We start from the raw sequence: 20,082 nt of genomic DNA on the forward strand, positions 1-20,082 counted from the left end.
AATTGAATTTTTTTTGGATGTATTTTCTTGAGTTTCAATTAATCACTTAAATAGTCCATCTCTTTTTGTTTTTAGCTCTATATCAAATGTTTTGGCAAAGCTGCCAATAGATGAATAAGATAGAATATATTTATTTATGGCGTTATAGATAATAACAACGTTGTATTTAGCAGAAACAGTCAACAAAACATAATTGAGTGACTTAGATATTTTGTTCAGTACATAAATCATGACAATAGACCTCTTGCATAACCTCATTCTGAGGTAGAAATTCTTATAGAGTAGATTTTTGCAAAACGTCACCAAACAATGATCCACGTGAGTGTTTTTATGTTTTAGTGACAATCAAATCACAGTTTGGAACAGGTTATGCAAGAGGTCTAATGTTGCAACCCTTCTTCCGCAAATAAATCTCTCTCGATCAAAAGCTGTGTAACTCAATAGTTATATTGTGGTACACATACTCCTTAGGAATGTTAGTATTATCTCATAATTTGTTAAGTTAACCAAAGTTCGACATAAGTAATTTGTGCATTGCATTTAAGATATAGAATTACTCTAGACACTGTCTTCATCAATGCATGAAGATTTTAATGGCATGATTTTTGAGAATGACAGTTAATTTCTGAATCAAATGTTATATATTTACAAAGGAATGCACGAAGTAATACTTGAAAATCAGGCAAAAGGAGTCTATGCAAGTGGCTTTGCCGGCAGTGCTTATTTTACCCATGACCAGCTTCAAATACGCTTTGAATGCTTATCTAATAGCTTATAATTTTGCAAAACGACTTAAAACTAATACTCCTTGACAATTTATATTAAAACAGTGGATAAATAATCCTAAATATTTTATAATCAATCGAAAGCATTACTTAAAGGGGCGCAAACAGGGTTTTGTCGCAATAAATTGATAAAGGTTATGAAGCTTTGGTATTCTGTTTTTTTATGTAGCTAATAGATAAAATTATTCTACTTTAGATAGACCCGTACTCTTGAGGATGTTGCAACTGCCTATTTACATATTAGTATTTATCAATGCAATTTCCTTATAACGACCTGTGTGAAATGATTTAGTCGTTGCATCATAATTCTTGAAATAAGTAATTTATATTGGTTGTAAGCAACTGTACAACATAGAAATTCCGCAGAAAAAATACCAAAATTGCAAAAACCCTTATGGATTTTTAAAAATTACCTCTGTAAAAATGTGCTCCTTGAAACCTTATGTGCGAAGAAAATTCACAAGGTTTACTTGCTAATGTTGAAGCCTTGAGCTGCAAAAAAAGATCTTTTTACAGGTCAATATTCTGTCTCAATTTAAAAAATTTTTACTTTTGACTGATAGACTACATAAGGCTTTTAAATTTGTGCAAATTACTAGTGGCGACGAAATAAAAAGTGTTGGAAAAAATCATATATATAGCCGCATTTACAATGAAATTTTGATAAATCACGTAAATTAAAAGAAAAATACAATATAATCAATTGTTAATGCGTTTATAGCTACCATTAAGGAATAAAAACGCAGTAAGTTGTAGAGCAAATATATAATCTCAATTATAAAAGGGTAATAAATATGTTGTACGAATCATATACGCTTCAAGATAATGATATTTATGGTTTGCAAGGTTATGACGATCAATGCACGCAGGCGAATAATCATTGTGTTGATCAGCACAGTCATGTTGAGACTAATGGCAAACGTATAGATGCCGCCGAGATGAAGGTTCATGTGGATGCAGATCTAGAAACCGCGAAAATGGCTGGTGAATTGGCAGCAGATGTTGCTAGGGGCGTTGGAGAGGTTGGCTTAGCAGTTGGTGAATTAGCGGAGGAAGTTGTGGTAGGCACAGTTAAGAGTGTTGGAAAAGTCGCTAGAGGTGTTGGAAAAATGGCTTTAAGCGTTGCTGAACTTCCGCTATGTGTTATTGGCGATATCTTTGATGAGATCTTTGGGTCTTGAAGTTGCACTGCTGTTTGCGCGAAAATAGGATGTACTAAGTACAGTATAGTATTAAGTCAATGGAGTCCGATAAGTCTAGACTGTCAGATGTTGAGTTATGACGCAGGCGGTTAGCTACCTTTATATTGACTCACCGAAACCGCTCCTCTTTTTTCCACTAAATCTGTAAAGCTTTCTCTTATTTTCGCTCCTCCAGCTAAAATATCTGCTACTGCTTTAGGTAAAGATACTTTCTGCATTTCTTGTTGTTTGCTTTTTGATGACTCCTTTACTGTAAGCGCTGCTTCTGTTGCTTGAAGTATTGCTGTAAATGGTGAGGCTTGTATCCTCTTTAAGTCCTTCTCATCCATATCTATAGATGTTAAATTCATACCTTCTATATTAACCTGCGTACCCTCCTTTTGTGCTTTTATAAGCGATGGTAAAACTGAAATAAAAGATTTCGGATCAAGCTGAGCATTGCGCATATCTATCACAGAGCCACGCAATCTTATGTTTGTTAAATTTGTATTAGTTATCTTAGCACCTGCAAAAGAAAGGCTAGCTCCTTCTTCATTCATACCAAAAATCGCACCTTGAAAATTAAATCCATCAATATCAGTATTACTAAAATTGACCTTAGCAAAATTCAATCCCTTACAAAAACGATCTGATAGAGCATGCCTAATAATAGATGCACCCACTGTATTATCTTCCACACCTTCTATATGACTTCTTACTTCCTCAAAAATTTTGCCAAGATTTCTCCTCTCGCATGGTGATAATTCAGCAAGTGCACAGTGAACTGCATCGTCCATACTATGCCCAGTATATAACCTACGCATAAAATTAGGCAATAAAGCAGTCAGCTTGAGGCCAATAAGCTCAGACATAGCATCTAACACAAGCCCTCTTACTTCTTTTATTGCTAATAATTTCATTACGGAACCACTGAGCGATATCCAATGGCTATCTCGAAATGCCTGATATGCATTTTTCAACTCTACCAAAGTGTCAGGCTGTGATAACGTACTTACTAGCTTATGCGCATCTACAGTTAGCCCTAAACTACTTTGCTTCATCACAGAATTTACAAGTTGCACCAAAAAAGGCTGATGTTGTTGCAATAATGGCTGTATTTTTTCATGATAAAGCTTCTGCCCTTGCGGCTGAGATATTAACTCTATAGAAGCATCTATAATATGAAAGAAGGCTGGAAGCTTTTGCTCATCAGGCGTAGCATCTGATAATAGCGCAGCTATATTTCCTAACATTTTCTCTTTCACAATGCTTACACTATACTTATTAAAGGCTAAGCTTAATATATCTAATGATATAGGTGCAGCCTGAACAGCTAAAGACTGTACAACAGCGAAGTTGTATTCATTGCCTAATAAAGCTTGCATATCTCGCGCAATTTTAGGAGAAGTGAGTGCAACATTTAACGCACTGCTTAATAACGTACCAAGAACTTCTTTATTACCCCTAATAAATTCATCAATATTCGCTTTATCTAAAGCACTCACTGCATGTGCTCCAAACAATACCAATTTTTCAGTCTTTGTTAAATGTTGGAAAGCGCTATCTTTTTCTAATATTGGCAGCACCTCAGGTAATCTTTCAACTACTTCTGGTAATATAGTAGTGCCAATTACATTTATTACATTATCAACAAATTCTAATGTCGGTGGCAACACTTCAGGTGCAATAGTTAATATCTCTTCATGTATCCCATATCTTTCTAGTTGAGTTTTTATAAACGCGTGGTTCTTTAGTACATTTATGGCTGTGTCTTTTAGAGGTTGTGACCGTACTATTTCTGATAATTGCTCTCCTATACCCGAAGTAAATGCATCCTTGGAGAGGCAAAGTAACTGCGCTAGATCTGCTATTTCTATGTTACCACGTTTCGTCAATAACAAAGCAGCAATACTTATAAGCTCTGTACTGTTATCTAATAAATTGTTAGCTAGCGCGGTAATATTAGGTAGCAATGCTTCAACTGCAGATGTTGAAATGCCAAAAGTTTCAAGCGATGCTTTGATATCTGGATTTTCTAATACACTACTATTTATTGAAGCAACTTTGGGATGAGCTAATAATGTCTGTAAAGTATTGATTGCTGACTTATCTTGAGCAATAGCAGACAACATACCAAGCATCTGTGCTATATCCTGTGAATCAAGCTTCTCACCACCAACCATTTTTCGTATACAGGGAAGCGCATTATTTATCTCAATACCGCGCCCTAGCAAAGATCCCATAAGTTTTGATACTTCTGGTATAAGTATTGCTATATCGTCTGCTTTTACACCTAAACCACTCAACGCTGTTTTTATAGCAGGTGTATTACATATATCAGAGAGCATATTGATAAAATGTGGATCGGTCACTAAACCAGATAATTCATTACATACTTCTGAATCACTAAGCATAGCACTGACTAAGCCAAAAATTTTATCTATATCTTGATTATCCATCTCTTGTTCTTTGCTTAATACTTTCTCTGCAATATCTAGCACTACTCCTATTTCGCTCGAGCAATTTAACACTTTTGATATTAGTGTTACTACTTTATGTAACACTTCTCCTTCTTGGAGCAATTTTGGATTAATGCCTGAGTTTTGTAAGCGCTTTGCTATTTCAGAACTAGACTTGATATACTGAATAATAGTTGCTCTAACACTTTCATATTGAAATCCATGGTAGTAATACCAGTATCAGTAAACAGACCTTTTATCGCATCTATGCCAGGCCCACAAAAAATTGCTTTTATAATTGCTAATTTAGAGTCAGTATTAACTTTTGATGGTTCATCAATGATCGAACACACTGTAGCATCTATAGCTTCATGATTAAGTGCTATAAGAGTAGAAATACGTTGTTTTTCCAGAGAAAATGCTTTCCAAATATTTGGATCTGCAATAAGACATTGTACAAAATTACTTTGTATTATCTTATTTATATCTTTATCCAACTCTTTCTCTAAAGCGGTTTTCATATCCATATATAATGCTGCAGCTCTAGCAGTTGTTACCGGATTACGTACTATGTGGGCTACTATACTTAGCGTACCTTGTTTAGTTTGTTTGATAGCAGTAATTAATCCAAAATTAATATACTCTACAATACCAGAAACCAACTTAGCTCTTTTTGGATCTGCTTCATGCTGTTTTATACTTTTTCGTAGCTGCTCATTCTCTTTATTTACAATACCTCTAGCTAGCCTTCCTCTAAGCTTATCTATATCACCTATAGCAGCGCTGAGCTTATTCAACACTTGCTGCGTGAGATCTACTTGTAACGTAGCGCCTAGAGACGCTACATTATTCTGCTGTTCTTTAACTTTTTCCGATTGGCTAAGAATTGTTTGAATTTTTTTTCTATACTCTCCACAGCCTTTTTTGTGTCTTTAGGATCGGTCACAGTAAAAGTACTAAGTTTTTTCGCTTTCTCTAGTATTTTCTCCACAACAGACTGGATCTGACTATCTACAGGTGTTTCTGCTAATATAGTTATGAGTTCTTGAATATCAGACCTTACTATCGCTAACCTATTAACTGACTGATGTATCGCTTGCATATTTTTTAATTCTCTTCCATTCCTTCATTCGTCAAACTATTGTATATTGAATTAACAGTGGTAGTTTAGCTAAGATTTAAAAATGACGCTGCAATTTAATTTGTATACTCAATTTAAACATGCACCTTTTTACAAAGATCCTGGCCGAAGCTCTATGAGACTCAAGTTTAATGAGAAGTAAAGGTTGCATAACCTTTAGCAGCTTATTGCGACAAAACCGACTGAATCCGTGTTATTACACTTTAGATATAGATGTAGTACTAGGCTTAGCTTTCACTTGCTCAACAAAACTAGATGACCGAGTAATAGGCTGCCGCACTGCTTGTGATGCATCTTCTAGAATAGCACCAGCAACTTCTTTATTATCTTCTTCTACAGCATCGACTAATGCCTTGCTTTGAGCTTCTGATAATATCTGCTCCCCTACCATCTTTATAATAGAGCGCACTAAATTTGTATAACCTTTTGTAGCAGCAGAGGCTAATGCCTTGCTTTTATCCTCTTTTGATATATCTTTCCCAGCCTTATTTAGGATACAGTACACTAATCCTGACTGATCGTTCCCTACAGTACAGGCTACAGCATAGGTTAATGCCTCGCCTTTATCTTCTGGTGATACATCTATCCCTACCTTATGTGTATTAGTCGACATTTTATCTTACATTTAGTAAATTAAATTAGTTATTAAATGGAGATAAGCAATGAACTTAAATCAAAAAATCATCAAACCGAAACTAGGTTTACTTGAATTGGCAAAAAGCCTTGGTAGTATATAATCTGCATGTAAGGCAATGTGTTATAGTAGAGATAGCTATTACAGATTTAAAGAACTATATGAAACAGGAGGAGAAGAAGCGCTATACGAGATAAGTCGCAAGAAGCCAATAATCGCTAATAGAGTAGATCCTGCAGTAGAAAAAGCAGTAGTTGATATGGCGATAGAGTACAGCATATGGACAACTTAGAGTATCAAATGAGCTGAAGAAGAGTGGTATACTTGTTTCTCCTGGAGGAGTAAGATCGATTTGGTTACGTAATGATTTGAATAATATCAATAAAAGATTGAAAGCCTTAGAAGCTAAGATGGCCCAAGATGGTATTATATTGACCGAAGCACAGCTGCAAGTACTAGAGAAACGCCGTAATGAAAAAGAAGCACATGGAGAAATTGAGACACAACATCCAGGTTATTTAGGTTGCCAAGACACATATTATGTAGGCAATTTCAAAGGGATAGGAAAGGTTTATGCTCAGGTATTTATTGATAGCTACAGTAGATTTGCTGATGCTAAACTGTATACTGACAAAACTGCGATTACTGCTGCTGATATGCTAAATGATCGAGTGTTACCATGGTATGAGAGTCAAGGGATACCGATGCTTCGTATTCTTACAGATCGCGGAGGAGAATATAAGGGAAATATAGAACATCATGCTTTTGAGTTATTTATCAGTATAGAAGGTATAGAGCATACAACAACTAAAGCATATTCACCTCAAACTAATGGTATGTGTGAACGTTTTAATAAAACTATAAAACAAGAATTCTTTGATACAGCTATGCGTAAAAAGATTTATACATCATTGGATGACTTGCAATTAGATCTTGATATTTGGTTAGAATATTTCAACAATGAAAGACCTCATTCTGGTAAATATTGTTATGGAAAAACACCTATGCAAACTTTTTTGGATAGTAAAAAGTTAGCTGTGGAAAAGAATAATGAAATCTTGTATCTCAGTTACATATCTGACAGTCGAAACTTAACTGACAAGCAGATATAAAATTTATAACTGTCTGTAAGATCAAATCTTGACTTCTACAAGTCACAACAACGTTTTTAAAAGTTTATAGCAAGGCGCAGCCTTTATAAGTCATCTCTTCTGAGACTTCTGCTGTGCATACAACTTAGTCTCTCCGCCAAAAATTCATGTGCGCAAGCAAATCAATTTTTGTGGAGAAGTTCAATGTGCAAAAATTAGCACAGGACTTAGCCCTGCGCTAATTTTTGAATATATTATTACTCATGTGTAGCAAACACTGCTTTCACAAAATCCGTAAGGTTTTTGCGTTTATTATAACATTTTCTTATGGATTTAAAGCGCTTTTTGACACTCAGGAACCCATTTCATGCTTGCTCTGAGACTTTTGGCGCGCGTACCGGATAATGTATAAGAAATTCCATACTCTCGCTCTATGTAAAACCCTATATCCCTGGCATAAACATGCTTAATTAATGCATGCTCCTGCTTAGCACTTAGCTTACTTGCGCCACCACCATTTTTAGGCCTCAGTTTATTGTAAACATGATAGTCCTTTAAATGCTTCCTTATTCCTTCCTCACTTAGCAATAGTACCTTTTGCAATCTCAGCAATACTATAGCCATCATCATACATCAGAACTGCATTGATACGATTTCTAATCCTACCGTCTCTTTCCTGACGATGACGACATATTAAATCTTCTTGCTCTGCTGTTTTTAATCTGCCGTATTACATTCGCCTTTATTTATAACTTTTTACTCTCTTATCAACTCTTCATTTTACCTGCGGTATAGCAGTTAAAGGATAAAAAGCTCTCTATTCATAATACTTACCATATTCCTAATCCATAATTCTGGTTATGAAAATTATATATCCGAAAATTAGCACAGAGCCGCATCTTTATGCTAATTTTTGACTAAATAGACTATTCTAGCTTAACTCTCTTTTGTTATTTGAACTGGTGAATTACATACTCTATATAGCCAACTAACTATAAAATAATCATAGAGAACAGTTCATCAATTGAGCAATTTTTAGAGCGTCTTATCTGTTTAGCCTGAGCCCATTTTTTCTCAATATTGTTTAAATCAGGTGAGTATGGAGGGAGGTAAAGCAAGGTATGCCCTGAATCCTCTATTATTTTTATCATTTCTTTGCCCTTGTGGAAGGTAGCATTATCCATAACAATTACGCTTTTTTCTGGTATATTTGGCAGCAATAATTGTTTAATCCAGCATGTAAAGACGTCTGTATTTACAGAGCCAGTAAGCAAACCAATTGCTACCAAAGCATTACCAACTAATGCACCTATAGCATTGGTTCTACCTTTCGCACCACAATTATGCTTTCAGTAACAACGCTGCCCTTTTACAGAATAACCATGAGTCTCATCAATGTAGACAATCTGCTTTCCTTTGCTTTTGAATTTATCAATCTTTTCGCAGAATACAGATCTTTTTTCTAAATCTGCCCTGGAGTGATTTAGTGTTTTTTTATAACTAACACCAAGACGTCTCAGAGCTTTTAAAATACCAACAGAAGTAACGCCAAATCGATCTGCTCATTCTCTCTGATAGGATCAGGATACATTTCAACATACTTCTCCAAACGTTCCATGTCAATTTTGCTGGGCGGCTTATAACGAACTAATTTCGGATCCAAGCGCTTAGTCCATCTATACACTGTCTGCTTGCCAATTCCAAATCGTTTGCCAGATTCCTCATAACTCAACCGTTCTTTCTGCTTAATGCACAAAACCTTACGACGAAAATATAATGAATACGACATCTTTTCAACTTTCCCTTTTGCCTTCCTTTATAACTATAGTAAATTGAGCTGAGTTTTGCGTATTAAAGAATTGAACCAAAACATACATATGTTATTACTTTTTTCCGAAAATCTTCGCTGTATGAGGATGCCATTTTCCTTTGGGTGTAGCACATATCTATATATATACGCAAACTACAACTTAATTTACCATATTTTATAGTTAGTTTGCTATAGATGTAGAAAAACTAATATTATGCATTAGATTTTTTCCTCGCTTTCAGCATTTTTTTTACTAGCATATCGCGCTTTATTTTTGATATGTGATCTGTAAATATTATACCATTTGTATGATCAATTTCATGTTGAATGCAAACTGATAGTAAACCATGCTGTAGTTCAAGAACATGTTTATCACCATAATAATCAAGATACTCCACTACTATATCAGAAGGTCTTTGGACATCTGCATATATATCCGGCAATGACAAACAACCCTCATGAAATGATGACTTATCATTAGAACATTTGATAACCTTCGCATTAACTAAAAACATTGGCATTCCATCTACTGGAACAGAATCATCTGACCTTGTGATATCCACTACTATAACTTTCTTAAGCACTCCTACCTGAACTGCTGCAAGGCCTATACCATTATTTTCCTTCATGGTAAACAACATATCATCCATGAAACTACGTAAGGCATCATCAACAATTTCTACATCCTCAGATTTGCAATGTAACCGTGGATCTGGTTCAAGGATTATATTCATCAATACTTGACTTCTATCTACAATATTATCTCGCATAAACTGTGCCATAACATACTAATAATATACCCAAGAATTATCACACCAACATAAAAACGTTATAGTCAAGAAAATTGAAGATATTAGGTACTGCCAGCAAAATCACTTTAGCAGACCTTTTTTGCCTGATCTGCAATAACTGGTACTTTAGCCATTAAGATCCTCAAAGCGTGCACTTATGAAGGCAGTACCTAATTAGACTTCTTATGGAACTTGTTCCAGTGGAGCGAGTGCAAGGAGCATCCCACAAGCCACGGAGCGACAAAATAACTAACAGCTGGAACAAGAATTTCCGAAGAAGTATATTATGAAAGCAAGATCGAGTGACGTGCTGAAGCATCTTGAATCTGTGAATTAAAGAGTCTTATCTAGTAACTAAGATTTTAAGCTTTATACTCGTCATACTTTTCAAAATTGGCGCCTTAAAAAAAGACCGCTCGTTATGTATTGATTATCACTGCCTCACACTCTTCCTAGCACATACTCTATTAACAATTCCTATACTAACAATGGTATTATGACAGAGCACTTCTACACAACCTAATTTAAGTGTAAAACATCACACAATACATATATTGTTTTACACCTTGCAAAGATATATCTATTAATACCTATCATGAAGCTTGAAAAACTCCACTTAATATCAATACTACAGTTCTGAATTTGATATGTGATCTGTAAACATTATACCATTTGTATGATCAATTTCATGTTGGATACAAACTGATAGCAAACTATGCTGTAGTTCAAGAACATGTTTTTCACCATAATAATCAAGATATTCCACTACTATATCAGAAGGTCTTTGGACATCTGCACGTATACCTGGCAACGACAAACAGCCCTCATGAAACGATGACTTATCATTAGAGTATTTAATCACCTTCGCGTTAACTAAAAACATTGGCATTCCATCTACTGGAACAGAATCATCTGGTCTTGTGATATCCACTACTATAACTTTCTTGAGCACTCCTACCTGAACTGCTGCAAGACCTACGCCACTATTCTCCTTCATGGTAAACAACATATCATCCATAAAGCTACCAAAGTATCATCAACAATTTCTACATCTTCAGATTTGCAATGTAACCGTGGATCGGGTTCAAGGATTATATCCATCAACACAGGACTCTTATCTACAGTACTATTTCGCATAAACTGTTCCATGATATATTAATAATATGATTAATAATTATTACACTAACACAAAAACATTATATTATACATTAATATATAACTACCCACTTACCTATTCATCAATTGTAGGTGCGCCGATAACAGCTGCTGGATCTCTGATAAAAATTCCTTTCAGTTCGTTAAAAACCTCAATAGCAGGCTTACCCGAAATTCTAATATCATAATGTGAATCATCAGAAGTACTTGTGACTCTAAACTCAGCTTTACCTGGAACACTAGTAGACTCTGCTAATTTTTCAAGCAACGATATTACATCAGAAACTTGATCATCTCTCAAAGCACCGCCAGCCACACTAGTATTTTTAATTTCTCTATCTATAATTAAGTTAAACAACTTGGAATAAAACTTAACAAATGCAGGCATCTCATTTATTGATATCTCGCCTTCAACCATTGGTCTCTTTTCAGAAATATTAAAACCTGCTCTACCACTTATACTAACAGAAAAGATATCATTAATTAAATGAAGCTTCTTAAATTCAACATATTGACAAAGTTTTTTATCTGCGGCGCCTTCTGAATCCTTAGAGAGATCAAGAGCACCAACTATATAATCCACATCAAGAGAAACCGTACTCTTTCCAGCTGCTGCCATATGTTTTACCTCCGGATCTGGATGATCAGAGTTATATTTACAGCTTGCAACAGTACCATCTATTGCAAAATTCATAATCTCATGTGGTTCATCTTTTGTATCTTCTACCTTATCCTTTGTAGAAGTATTTTCTCTGCGATTTACTACATTCAATGCAGCACCGTCATACTGCACAAAAAACTTTCCATCTACCATCTCATCTGCAGTAGTAAGACCTTCATCAATATACCGTATTTCTTTAATACGACTTATAATACTTGTTTTTTGTGCACTTGAATTTTTAAATATATCGCTAATTGAGTTTAAAAACTTAATATCTATCCGCGGAGCTTTAAAAAAATAGGATAAATCTGAAATCTGAACTCCAGATGTTGTGGTTACCTCTCTTATTTTACTAGTAGTAGTTAAAGATAACTCTTTGGAAAATGGTGTTACAGTTATATTAATCGAATCAAGAGTTCTGACTGTAGAGCTCACAGATGTTTTTTGTTCAAACGATGGATTTATAATAGCAGCTTTAATATCAAAAGCTGTAGTTGTAGAAAAGTCTATTTTCTCATAATTGAAATCTACATGCACTTCCTTCAATTTTTCTTTTGCCATCTCAACGGCAGATTTAATGTTTCTCTTTTGAATATAAATTGCTGCATAATTTGCACCAAACAACGCAACTATAACAACGAACATGAAAATCAGTACTCTTCTTGCCATACTATCTATCCATAAATACATATAAAAACTATGAAGCACACATCTTACAAAGATTTATCTAAAAAATCTATATATCTATCGATTATTTCAAAAAAAACATTGCTCTATAGATCTAAACAAATAATAAATAAGTATAAATACTTAAACTAAATGAAACGCAACTTAAAATATAAACACCTCTCCTATGCACTGGCACAAACACTCAAAAGCTGAATGAAAGAGTGGCGCGCCTGAAAGGATTCGAACCCTTGACCTTTAGATCCGTAGTCTAACGCTCTATCCAGCTGAGCTACAGGCGCAAAAATAAATAATAAACCATGTGACGCCTAAAGATACATGATGAGCAAACTACATGTCAAAACAAATTTTGAATTTTCTACATAAGAAAGTAAAACATTCATTATAAATAAAATATTTACATAATACAACCTGAACTATAGCCCTATTAAACAAGCAATTGTATACTTGTTATCTTTTTTAAAATTGGCGCCTTTTAAAGGCTAACTTCATATGTGCATAATTCAAATCTCAACTCTTCATTTAGCTGCGGTATATCTCTGATGTATTTGACATGAAGCTATTACCACTGCTGACAGAGTCGTATTAATTTATTACTCCTCATCAAGAGAGCCACGTCTACTACCTTCTCTACTATCACTCTTGTTTCTATCATCATAAAACATTTCTACTTGTGGCTTTTTACTTTTATCATCATTTTTCTTATCTTTATATCCAGCAGGATCTTTCTTTCCGTCTTCTCTTTTTTTATCTCCCCCAGAAGACTTACCCTTTGTTGCAATTGAAACTGCAGCATCTTTTACAAAATCTTTTATATCACTTCCAACACTCATTACTTTCTCAGCTGGTCTAGATATATCAAAACCAAATGGTGAACCTGTAATAATATTCATAGCAAGTCTTGTGATAAAATCACAGAAACCATATGTACCATGAGCTAGCAACATAAATGTCAACGCACCAGCAAGTATAGAGAGAGGTATAGAAGACATTGATGAAACACCAACAGGAAGGTGTGAGTTTACTACGAGCGCATAACCAGGAATCCAGCAAGCGGAATAAAGAGGTGACAAATCTATATATAGAATACAGTTAGGACACACTGTAAATCCGAGTGTTGCGTGTAATATAGCAAGTAATAATATATTGAACATCGCTATGGAGCAGAACAACATCACAGGCTGCAACATGAAAGAAAACAGCTGAAAACACCAATTCTTAAATAAAGTTGCAGTTTGCTTAAATAATATCATAGGAATAAAAATTGGACCCATTACAATCAAAAGCGATGTCATGATAACGGAGAATATATACATTACACTTGCCTTTACTATGGTAAGTACATAAAACCACATAGAAAAAAGTATCAAGAAAACTATAAGTAACCCAAGCGGACTTGAAAGAAATAATCCCAAAATCTTCTTCCAAGTGACTGAACTAAACATTTCCTTGAAAGGCCCATCAAATATAGTAAAGATTATTAGTGGATCTTGCATTAGATTATTATGTGTTAACTCTGTACCGCTTAAATCCATCGATGACGATAGTATCAATGCTATCAAAGTTGTAGCACCATCCACAAAAAATGGAACTAGATAACCACCAAAAAATTCCCAACTTGTGCTGGAAATAAGTACTAGTATTAAGCCAACTTTTGCAAGTCTCTTTATCACATCTTGTTGACTTAACTGCACAACACCTATTAATAATCCTACTACAGTGAATGAAATATACGCTACAATTAGAGCATTAATAACATTTTTAAATATACTATCTTCTACAATTGAAGAAAAAATCTTATAGACTGCCCCACTTTGTGTTACTGTTCCAGTTTTTCTATCCTTGCCAAGTAATTGTTCCATAATAATCCTAAGCAATTGCGTGATTGGACCATCCTTAACAACTGCAGAAGATTGGCTAATTGACTCAGCTAACATGTAATATTTTCCAAAACGATTCGCTGGATTTTCATATAGATCTTTAAGTGTATCATTTGCGCCAAATGGCAAATCCATGCTCTTAATCCTAAAAAATAGATATCCGGATTTAGAAGTATTGACAACAAGATGAGAACCCAAAAATACTTCTTTAGGAACATCTTTCCATTCTTCTTCAGGAATTTGTAGAACTCCACTATCCAAACTTACCTTTGCTATTTCAGCCTCTGTCATAACAGCATATTGCATCCTCTGCCCGTCTGTAAATACGCAACCACCCCATTCTATATTGACTTCATAACCTCCCAAATGTTTCTGATCGTTTGCATTTGGATGTTGTATCATTAGTGGTATTCTCTCATCAGATAAACCTTCTAACTTCCCTGAAAATGTATAGCTTGCTGTTCCAGGATTCACAATCCTTATACAATCTGGATCTTGATAACCGCTGCTTTCGGTTTTATCATCAGGCTTTGGACAACCAGGAATCGATGTGTTAGTTTCACTTTTTAGATTGACGTCTACTACTGTTCCAGATAGACCATACCACTTTTTAGGAGGATCAGCAGGTTGACTAGAAGGTGGAGTATATAATAAACCGCTTCTTATATCAGTTCGTCTGGCATCCTCACCATACAATGGAATATAGGAAGTTCCATTTTGTGCTATGATCCAAAGTGCGCTTTGTTCTCTCCATAAATCTTTGCATTGTTGTACTACACTTGGCTGCAAAGTCTTATTGTACATGCATTCAACTAATGCTTTTCTGTCATATACTACTTGACCAGCTGTTCCAATATCCTTCTGAACTGCATAATTTCCACTCCATTTGATAGTTACTTCATCATCGTTTCTTATATATACCCCTGTATCAGTGATACTTTTATTACGTGCGCTCCAATTGCAAATATCACTAGCTGGTTTAGAACTTGGAGGCATAGACCAAGGAGGAGAAGACCAAAGCGATTTATTATTTAATGCACTCCACTCAGTATCATTTAAATCAAGCAAGCACCAATGATCTGATCGCTTTTTCCATGCCGTTTGTTTATTATTAATGTTCCAATCTGCAGCCTTAGTAATATCATACAACGGATCTGAAATATTAGGAAAAATTGGAACTAACTTTTTCTCTTTTTTACCACACAGATATACTTTGCTGCTATGTTGATAATCTCCAACTAAACTGATTTTAATTTTGTCTCCTGACTTTACAAAAAATAAAGTTTTAAATGCATTATTTGCAACCCATTCTTTCCCTTCAGTACAAGCAGAAGCTATACTAACTGGTGCTTTCACTTCAACTTCTATGGGATCAGATCCATTTACTCTAGTTTTTGCTTCATAATAATGACTTTTAAATAAAATACCAGATTGGCACTGTGCAACACATTCAGTAATAATGGCAGAATTCAGCTCTATTCCATCATCATTTTTGATGGTAGGATCCTTTATTTTTCTAGAGAAAGCTCCGCATTCAGATTCACATCGTCTTTGACAAACCAAATTCAGAGGTGAAAGCATAATAGATTGCATAGCATTATCAGAAAATTGATATCCCTTTACGCAATCCGCATAAAAATTAACATTAGCAAATGCAGAAGTATTATAAAACAATAGGAATAAGCAATAAATCACATATTTTGATATATAACTTTTATGTGAGTCAATATACAAATATTTTAAGAGATACATAGAAAATTCATAGCAACTTCTTAAGCAAAGAAAAATAAGACGCAATGATGCACAAATAGAATACAATATGTTAATACCATATTTTTTCATAATGAATACAAGTGATGACATAGCAAGTACAATCATAATTCACACCTCTTAGGTTGAATATAGCGCATCTTAAAGATGTGAATATGAAAATTTGCTAATATTGACATCGACTATAAAAAGGAATTTTATGCTACCATAAACTGGCAAACAACTTTGAAATCAAGCTCACCACCTACCTGACTGGTAGCGCCATAAGTACAAATGTAGCAAAACAATCTATTTCAAACAATATATAGTTTTTACAAAGGCAGATACCTAGAGTGTATATAGTTAAAAAATGCAGTGTGCACTTAACATTGCAGCAAATTTTTTATTATAGTGAATTGATAAAATCTGCGTACTTCACTCAACGATCTCTTATACCAAATCCCACAAATAATAGCATATAGTCGTACAACTTAAAAGATATGGTTTTATAAGGGATTTTTATAAATTTACACAAACTTCGCATTTGCTGTGTTCTGAGTTCTTTATAAATCCAGGGATGAATGCTGTACCTACTATATTAATGTCTCTAGATAAAATGGTAGGACAAAATGTTAAGTTATAGATGATGCAAGATTCTTATTTCGAAACCGTAACATTTTGTAGAAATTAATCTACCTTAAAGCCTTTCTATAATCTTCATTTCCACTACTAAAAGATACTTTTATCAAATAAAGCTTCAGACCGAAAAACCGGCCTTTTGTAGTTTTACTTCGCTTTGCGAATCCTTTGAAAACTTTATGGGAATAAATTTATGGGAATAAATCCTATAACTTCTGCAGATTCCAATGCTATAGCTAAAGCAGTATAAAACAGGCACGCTAAACTTCATCTTTTTGATAAATATCATTGATACATTAAAAAGATTTAAAATTATGAGAGTTTTCACATAAAGATAGATAAGAGCTGTTCTTGATGTTGTTTGAATATTTGTGTAATAGTAAGAGCGCACCAAAGCTTGATGGATCCGTATACCATTGACTCTTTTTTAGAAACGATTTTAGTGCGCCGTGTCATTCGGCATAAATGATGTCGCGTGTTGCTATTATCTCTCTCGATACATACTGTGCCAGACTTTCCAATTGTATGACGCTCTTTGGGTAAAATTTTAGAAAAAGCATCCCAATCATCCGTATAAAAATGACATTCTTTCAGATGACTCACTTTTTGTAGAGCTTTTGGAATGTTGCAGTATCACGATTGCCTGTAACCCAGGCAACTGTTCTCCTTGTACTACGATCAACTGCCTTAATGATCCAAAGCTTGTTTTTTTGAACCAATAAAATGCCACATCTCGTCGAATTCCATCTCCATAATATCCGAAGAGACAACTGGCTCCTGAGTCTTGCCCATCACCTCTACTACCCAGCGATAAATTATGGACGGCGAATGACCTAATATCTTGCCTAACATAGAAAAAGAGCCATTACCAAGACTATATAGCATAACGCATAATGCTTTCTTAACAGCTGTTTGAGGCTTCTTGCCCAGATCGCCCTCAACAAAATTTAGAACATGATCTGCACTTATAACGCTGTACACCCCCTCACAATGCCATTCTTTACAAAGATATCAGAGCAACATCCCTTACAACAAACCATAAAACCACTCTTTAGTTTTTAAAAAAGTGATCATATCATACTTCTATCTAATTGTGAAAACTCTCATCTCTTTAATATTAGCATTAAATAAGTGATATTTTTGCCTATATTTGCACCTTAAAAAGTTGCATTTTGGATCAATCAAGTTAATATTGCACTATAGCAATATCTATATACAAACTGCCTAGTCATTTGATATTGTTTTATATCAATTTCAAGCGGTAGAATATATATGGATAGATTCGCAATGGCTAAGAATGCAATAATCCAGGAATAATGGGAAATATTTAATCTTCTAAGCATTATTCTAGAATTTTTGCATAAAAAATATATTTCATAGCGAGTTAAAGCTAATTGAGTTTATCCTTGAAATTCATAATGCCGCAATGAAGAAAAGAATAGATAGAAATGCATCAGCAAATACAGATTCTTATTATAATACACAGCAAATTGTCAAAGCACTAGATTCTCATGCAAGCAATCAAGGTTTAAAATATTTGATTGATAAAAATCAACAAGCCACACAGTTACTTCAGAGTGGACAAAATCGTATATTCATTGACGAAGCGGCTGGAATATTGTTTAGAGAATATTGCGGATTTAAATAAATCTGTAAGCAGCACTTCTGTTGATGGCGTAACTAACAGTATGTACTTTACAAAGCCACCTGTAGAATATGGCACCACCACGCATGACTTGGAATTAGCTTTTAGCCAAACTCCAGAGAATAGAGGCAAAATAACTGAATACACAGCAGCCTTTCCAAGCGAAATAAATGCCTCGCACTATGTTCCTGTAGAGAGTGACATTATTAGACTGCCAGTTGAGCTTGGAAATGAAAAGATTTCTTATAATAAAGATATAGTATTGTTGCTTGGAGATACAGGTGTCGGCAAAAGTACTTTATTATACTATATCACTGGAGCTGAGCTTGATGTTAAAAATGCAAATATTAGTGGAGAAAGAACATCGATATTAAAGTCAAATGGTCATTTCAGTAGATCTAAAATAAGTCATGATACGCCTAGACGAAATTTCCTAATTTTTATGAACACGAAGGCATTATCTATTTGGATTGCCCAGGGCTTGGAGATACTAACAGATATGAGAAAGATCAGTTATTTGAACTCTCCGAGAATGCAAAAGTTGTTTTATTGTTATCTGAAGAGAATTTATCTGACAAAGGAGAAAAATTCATTGCTTTATTAAGTAAGCTAAAACATTTGCTTGGTAATTTTGATGATGTGAAAGATGCCTTGTCATTTGTAATTACTAAAGCTTCCTTAGGTTATGATATTCAAAATTTCAGAGCGTGGATAAACAATACTGTAATAACCACAACAGAATCATACTGGTTTCACCACAGAATTTCACGAGAAGATGCTATCGCATCTTAGCTCCGAAGACAGTAGGATTGGTTTATTCTTAAAGCATGATGAAAGTAGTTTCATAAACGACATAATCAAACTGAATCTCAAGATCATTCAAGAGAATATTAACGCTAGCACAGCAGCTCGAGGCTTAAAGGTGCAATTCGAACTCTCAAACGAGAGCAAGGTTATAGGAAAAGAATTAGTTAAGCATATTGAGACATATTTATCTAAGAGAAGCGATAATTCTATAAATATCACATTAAATACCATAAATACTCCTAAAGACCAACAGGCACATAAAGCATTAAAAATTATAGAAAATTTAAAAAAATACCTAACATTTCGCGAGCAAATCATAAAAAATCAGCAAATGCTTGATACACTCGGAATATCTGCCTCTGACACAGAATTTTTCGATAATGTTACATCACATACCATATCACAAAATACTCCTAAAGACCAGCAGGCACATAAAACATTAAAAATTATAGAAAATTTAAAAAAATACCTAACATTTCGCGAGCAAATCATAAAAAATCAGCAAATGCTTGATACACTCGGAATATCTGCCTCTGACACAGAATTTTTCGATAAAATTGAGCACCTAAACCACGATTCCGACATAATATATAAAAAAATGTCGAGTCACAGAGACAAGAACCGCCACAACTTGATAAAGATTATGATAATAGATCGCGAAAAGCTACAGCCCTTGTCAAGCATTCCATGCTTACACTTTTTCAAATCGAGGAATTTGAGTCATTATTAAAATATGACGATCAAAAACTGCAGAAAGAGTTATTACAACATACAAATAACGCTACCCAAACTATATTTTATACTCCTCAAAGTAGTGCTACTAATATCTTTGATAAAAAAAAGAAAGAAACTTTTATATCGGCACAAAACAATCAATTACTACCGGCTAAAGCGCGGTAGTTTGTGTAACGCTTGCAAAGCAGATTAAAAGCGTAAACGCTAAAACTCTGATATTCTAAAATCATCT

19 protein-coding genes, 1 tRNA gene and 2 pseudogenes are annotated in these 20,082 nt (G+C 34.4%); 6 read left to right on the forward strand and 16 right to left on the reverse strand.

All coding sequences use genetic code 11. From position 1 onward, the window contains the following. Positions 1 to 1,582 precede the first annotated feature (1,582 nt). Positions 1,583 to 1,966 (forward strand): hypothetical protein, encoded by a 384-nt coding sequence (locus tag AACK98_RS04765; protein WP_339040381.1) that lies wholly within the window; start codon positions 1,583 to 1,585, stop codon positions 1,964 to 1,966. Between the two features lie 110 nt (positions 1,967 to 2,076). Here AACK98_RS04765 and AACK98_RS04770 read toward each other — a convergent pair whose 3' ends face one another. From AACK98_RS04770 to AACK98_RS04785, 4 genes are all read right to left on the reverse strand, one after another. Beyond that, on the reverse strand, positions 2,077 to 4,530 hold the full coding sequence (locus AACK98_RS04770) for a hypothetical protein (protein WP_339040383.1): 2,454 nt from the start codon (positions 4,528 to 4,530) through the stop codon (positions 2,077 to 2,079). Between the two features lie 53 nt (positions 4,531 to 4,583). Continuing rightward, positions 4,584 to 5,222 (reverse strand): hypothetical protein, encoded by a 639-nt coding sequence (locus AACK98_RS04775; protein WP_339040385.1) that lies wholly within the window; start codon positions 5,220 to 5,222, stop codon positions 4,584 to 4,586. 44 nt (positions 5,223 to 5,266) lie between these two features. Beyond that, positions 5,267 to 5,527 carry a hypothetical protein gene (locus AACK98_RS04780; protein ID WP_339040387.1) on the reverse strand — a complete coding sequence of 87 codons (261 nt, stop codon included), beginning with the start codon at positions 5,525 to 5,527 and terminating at the stop codon, positions 5,267 to 5,269. Between the two features lie 235 nt (positions 5,528 to 5,762). Beyond that, a complete protein-coding gene (locus AACK98_RS04785; RefSeq protein ID WP_339040389.1) occupies positions 5,763 to 6,179 on the reverse strand; it encodes a hypothetical protein in 417 nt (138 codons plus the stop codon). A gap of 139 nt (positions 6,180 to 6,318) precedes the next feature. On the opposite strand from AACK98_RS04785, the pseudogene AACK98_RS04790 reads away from it, so the two are divergent. Beyond that, a pseudogene (locus AACK98_RS04790) lies at positions 6,319 to 7,312 on the forward strand (IS481 family transposase). A gap of 312 nt (positions 7,313 to 7,624) precedes the next feature. On the opposite strand, the gene AACK98_RS04795 reads toward AACK98_RS04790, so the two are convergent. The 12 genes and pseudogenes from AACK98_RS04795 to AACK98_RS04840 all read right to left on the reverse strand — a co-directional run bounded on the left by AACK98_RS04795 (position 7,625) and on the right by AACK98_RS04840 (position 17,644). Continuing rightward, entirely contained in the window at positions 7,625 to 7,921 is a 297-nt protein-coding gene (locus AACK98_RS04795) for a hypothetical protein (RefSeq protein ID WP_339040391.1), read from the reverse strand. A 362-nt stretch (positions 7,922 to 8,283) separates the two neighbouring features. After that, positions 8,284 to 8,613, reverse strand: a pseudogene (locus tag AACK98_RS04800) (transposase); the annotation flags it as partial. 203 nt (positions 8,614 to 8,816) lie between these two features. Continuing rightward, positions 8,817 to 9,080: an IS630 transposase-related protein gene (locus AACK98_RS08230; RefSeq protein ID WP_410519970.1), complete on the reverse strand. Its 264-nt coding sequence runs from the start codon at positions 9,078 to 9,080 to the stop codon at positions 8,817 to 8,819. 233 nt (positions 9,081 to 9,313) lie between these two features. Then, entirely contained in the window at positions 9,314 to 9,883 is a 570-nt protein-coding gene (def, locus tag AACK98_RS04805; protein WP_339040393.1) for a peptide deformylase, read from the reverse strand. Positions 9,884 to 10,520: 637 nt separating this feature from the next. Continuing rightward, the gene (gene def / locus AACK98_RS04810) at positions 10,521 to 10,910 is read right to left on the reverse strand and encodes a peptide deformylase (protein ID WP_339040395.1); all 390 of its coding nucleotides are present in this window, start codon (positions 10,908 to 10,910) and stop codon (positions 10,521 to 10,523) included. A 213-nt stretch (positions 10,911 to 11,123) separates the two neighbouring features. Beyond that, positions 11,124 to 12,416 carry a hypothetical protein gene (locus AACK98_RS04815; protein WP_339040396.1) on the reverse strand — a complete coding sequence of 431 codons (1,293 nt, stop codon included), beginning with the start codon at positions 12,414 to 12,416 and terminating at the stop codon, positions 11,124 to 11,126. A 183-nt stretch (positions 12,417 to 12,599) separates the two neighbouring features. Next, positions 12,600 to 12,676, reverse strand: a tRNA-Arg gene (locus AACK98_RS04820). A 312-nt stretch (positions 12,677 to 12,988) separates the two neighbouring features. Next, positions 12,989 to 16,009, reverse strand: coding sequence for a type IV secretion system protein (locus tag AACK98_RS04825; protein WP_339040398.1), 3,021 nt, complete (start codon positions 16,007 to 16,009; stop codon positions 12,989 to 12,991). Between the two features lie 707 nt (positions 16,010 to 16,716). Continuing rightward, the gene (locus AACK98_RS08235) at positions 16,717 to 16,854 is read right to left on the reverse strand and encodes a transposase (protein WP_410520022.1); all 138 of its coding nucleotides are present in this window, start codon (positions 16,852 to 16,854) and stop codon (positions 16,717 to 16,719) included. 133 nt (positions 16,855 to 16,987) lie between these two features. Next, positions 16,988 to 17,266: an IS1 family transposase gene (locus tag AACK98_RS04830; RefSeq protein ID WP_339040400.1), complete on the reverse strand. Its 279-nt coding sequence runs from the start codon at positions 17,264 to 17,266 to the stop codon at positions 16,988 to 16,990. Next, positions 17,229 to 17,393 (reverse strand): hypothetical protein, encoded by a 165-nt coding sequence (locus tag AACK98_RS04835; protein WP_339040402.1) that lies wholly within the window; start codon positions 17,391 to 17,393, stop codon positions 17,229 to 17,231. Before AACK98_RS04835 ends, AACK98_RS04830 begins: the two co-directional genes overlap by 38 nt. Next, the gene (locus AACK98_RS04840; protein ID WP_339040404.1) at positions 17,351 to 17,644 is read right to left on the reverse strand and encodes a hypothetical protein; all 294 of its coding nucleotides are present in this window, start codon (positions 17,642 to 17,644) and stop codon (positions 17,351 to 17,353) included. The genes AACK98_RS04835 and AACK98_RS04840 overlap by 43 nt, the downstream gene beginning before the upstream one ends. A 445-nt stretch (positions 17,645 to 18,089) precedes the next feature. Between AACK98_RS04840 and AACK98_RS04845 the strand changes: the two genes are divergently transcribed. The 4 genes from AACK98_RS04845 to AACK98_RS04860 are packed head-to-tail and all read left to right on the forward strand — an operon-like array spanning position 18,090 to position 19,845. Continuing rightward, positions 18,090 to 18,311, forward strand: coding sequence for a hypothetical protein (locus AACK98_RS04845; protein WP_339040406.1), 222 nt, complete (start codon positions 18,090 to 18,092; stop codon positions 18,309 to 18,311). Further along, positions 18,262 to 18,912: a hypothetical protein gene (locus tag AACK98_RS04850; RefSeq protein WP_339040408.1), complete on the forward strand. Its 651-nt coding sequence runs from the start codon at positions 18,262 to 18,264 to the stop codon at positions 18,910 to 18,912. The genes AACK98_RS04845 and AACK98_RS04850 overlap by 50 nt, the downstream gene beginning before the upstream one ends. After that, the gene (locus AACK98_RS04855; RefSeq protein ID WP_339040410.1) at positions 18,858 to 19,100 is read left to right on the forward strand and encodes a hypothetical protein; all 243 of its coding nucleotides are present in this window, start codon (positions 18,858 to 18,860) and stop codon (positions 19,098 to 19,100) included. The genes AACK98_RS04850 and AACK98_RS04855 overlap by 55 nt, the downstream gene beginning before the upstream one ends. Then, positions 19,084 to 19,845 carry a hypothetical protein gene (locus AACK98_RS04860; RefSeq protein WP_339040411.1) on the forward strand — a complete coding sequence of 254 codons (762 nt, stop codon included), beginning with the start codon at positions 19,084 to 19,086 and terminating at the stop codon, positions 19,843 to 19,845. Before AACK98_RS04855 ends, AACK98_RS04860 begins: the two co-directional genes overlap by 17 nt. Positions 19,846 to 20,082: the final 237 nt, after the last annotated feature.

This window comes from Candidatus Lariskella endosymbiont of Hedychridium roseum (assembly GCF_964020185.1).
GTDB lineage: Bacteria > Pseudomonadota > Alphaproteobacteria > Rickettsiales > Midichloriaceae > Lariskella.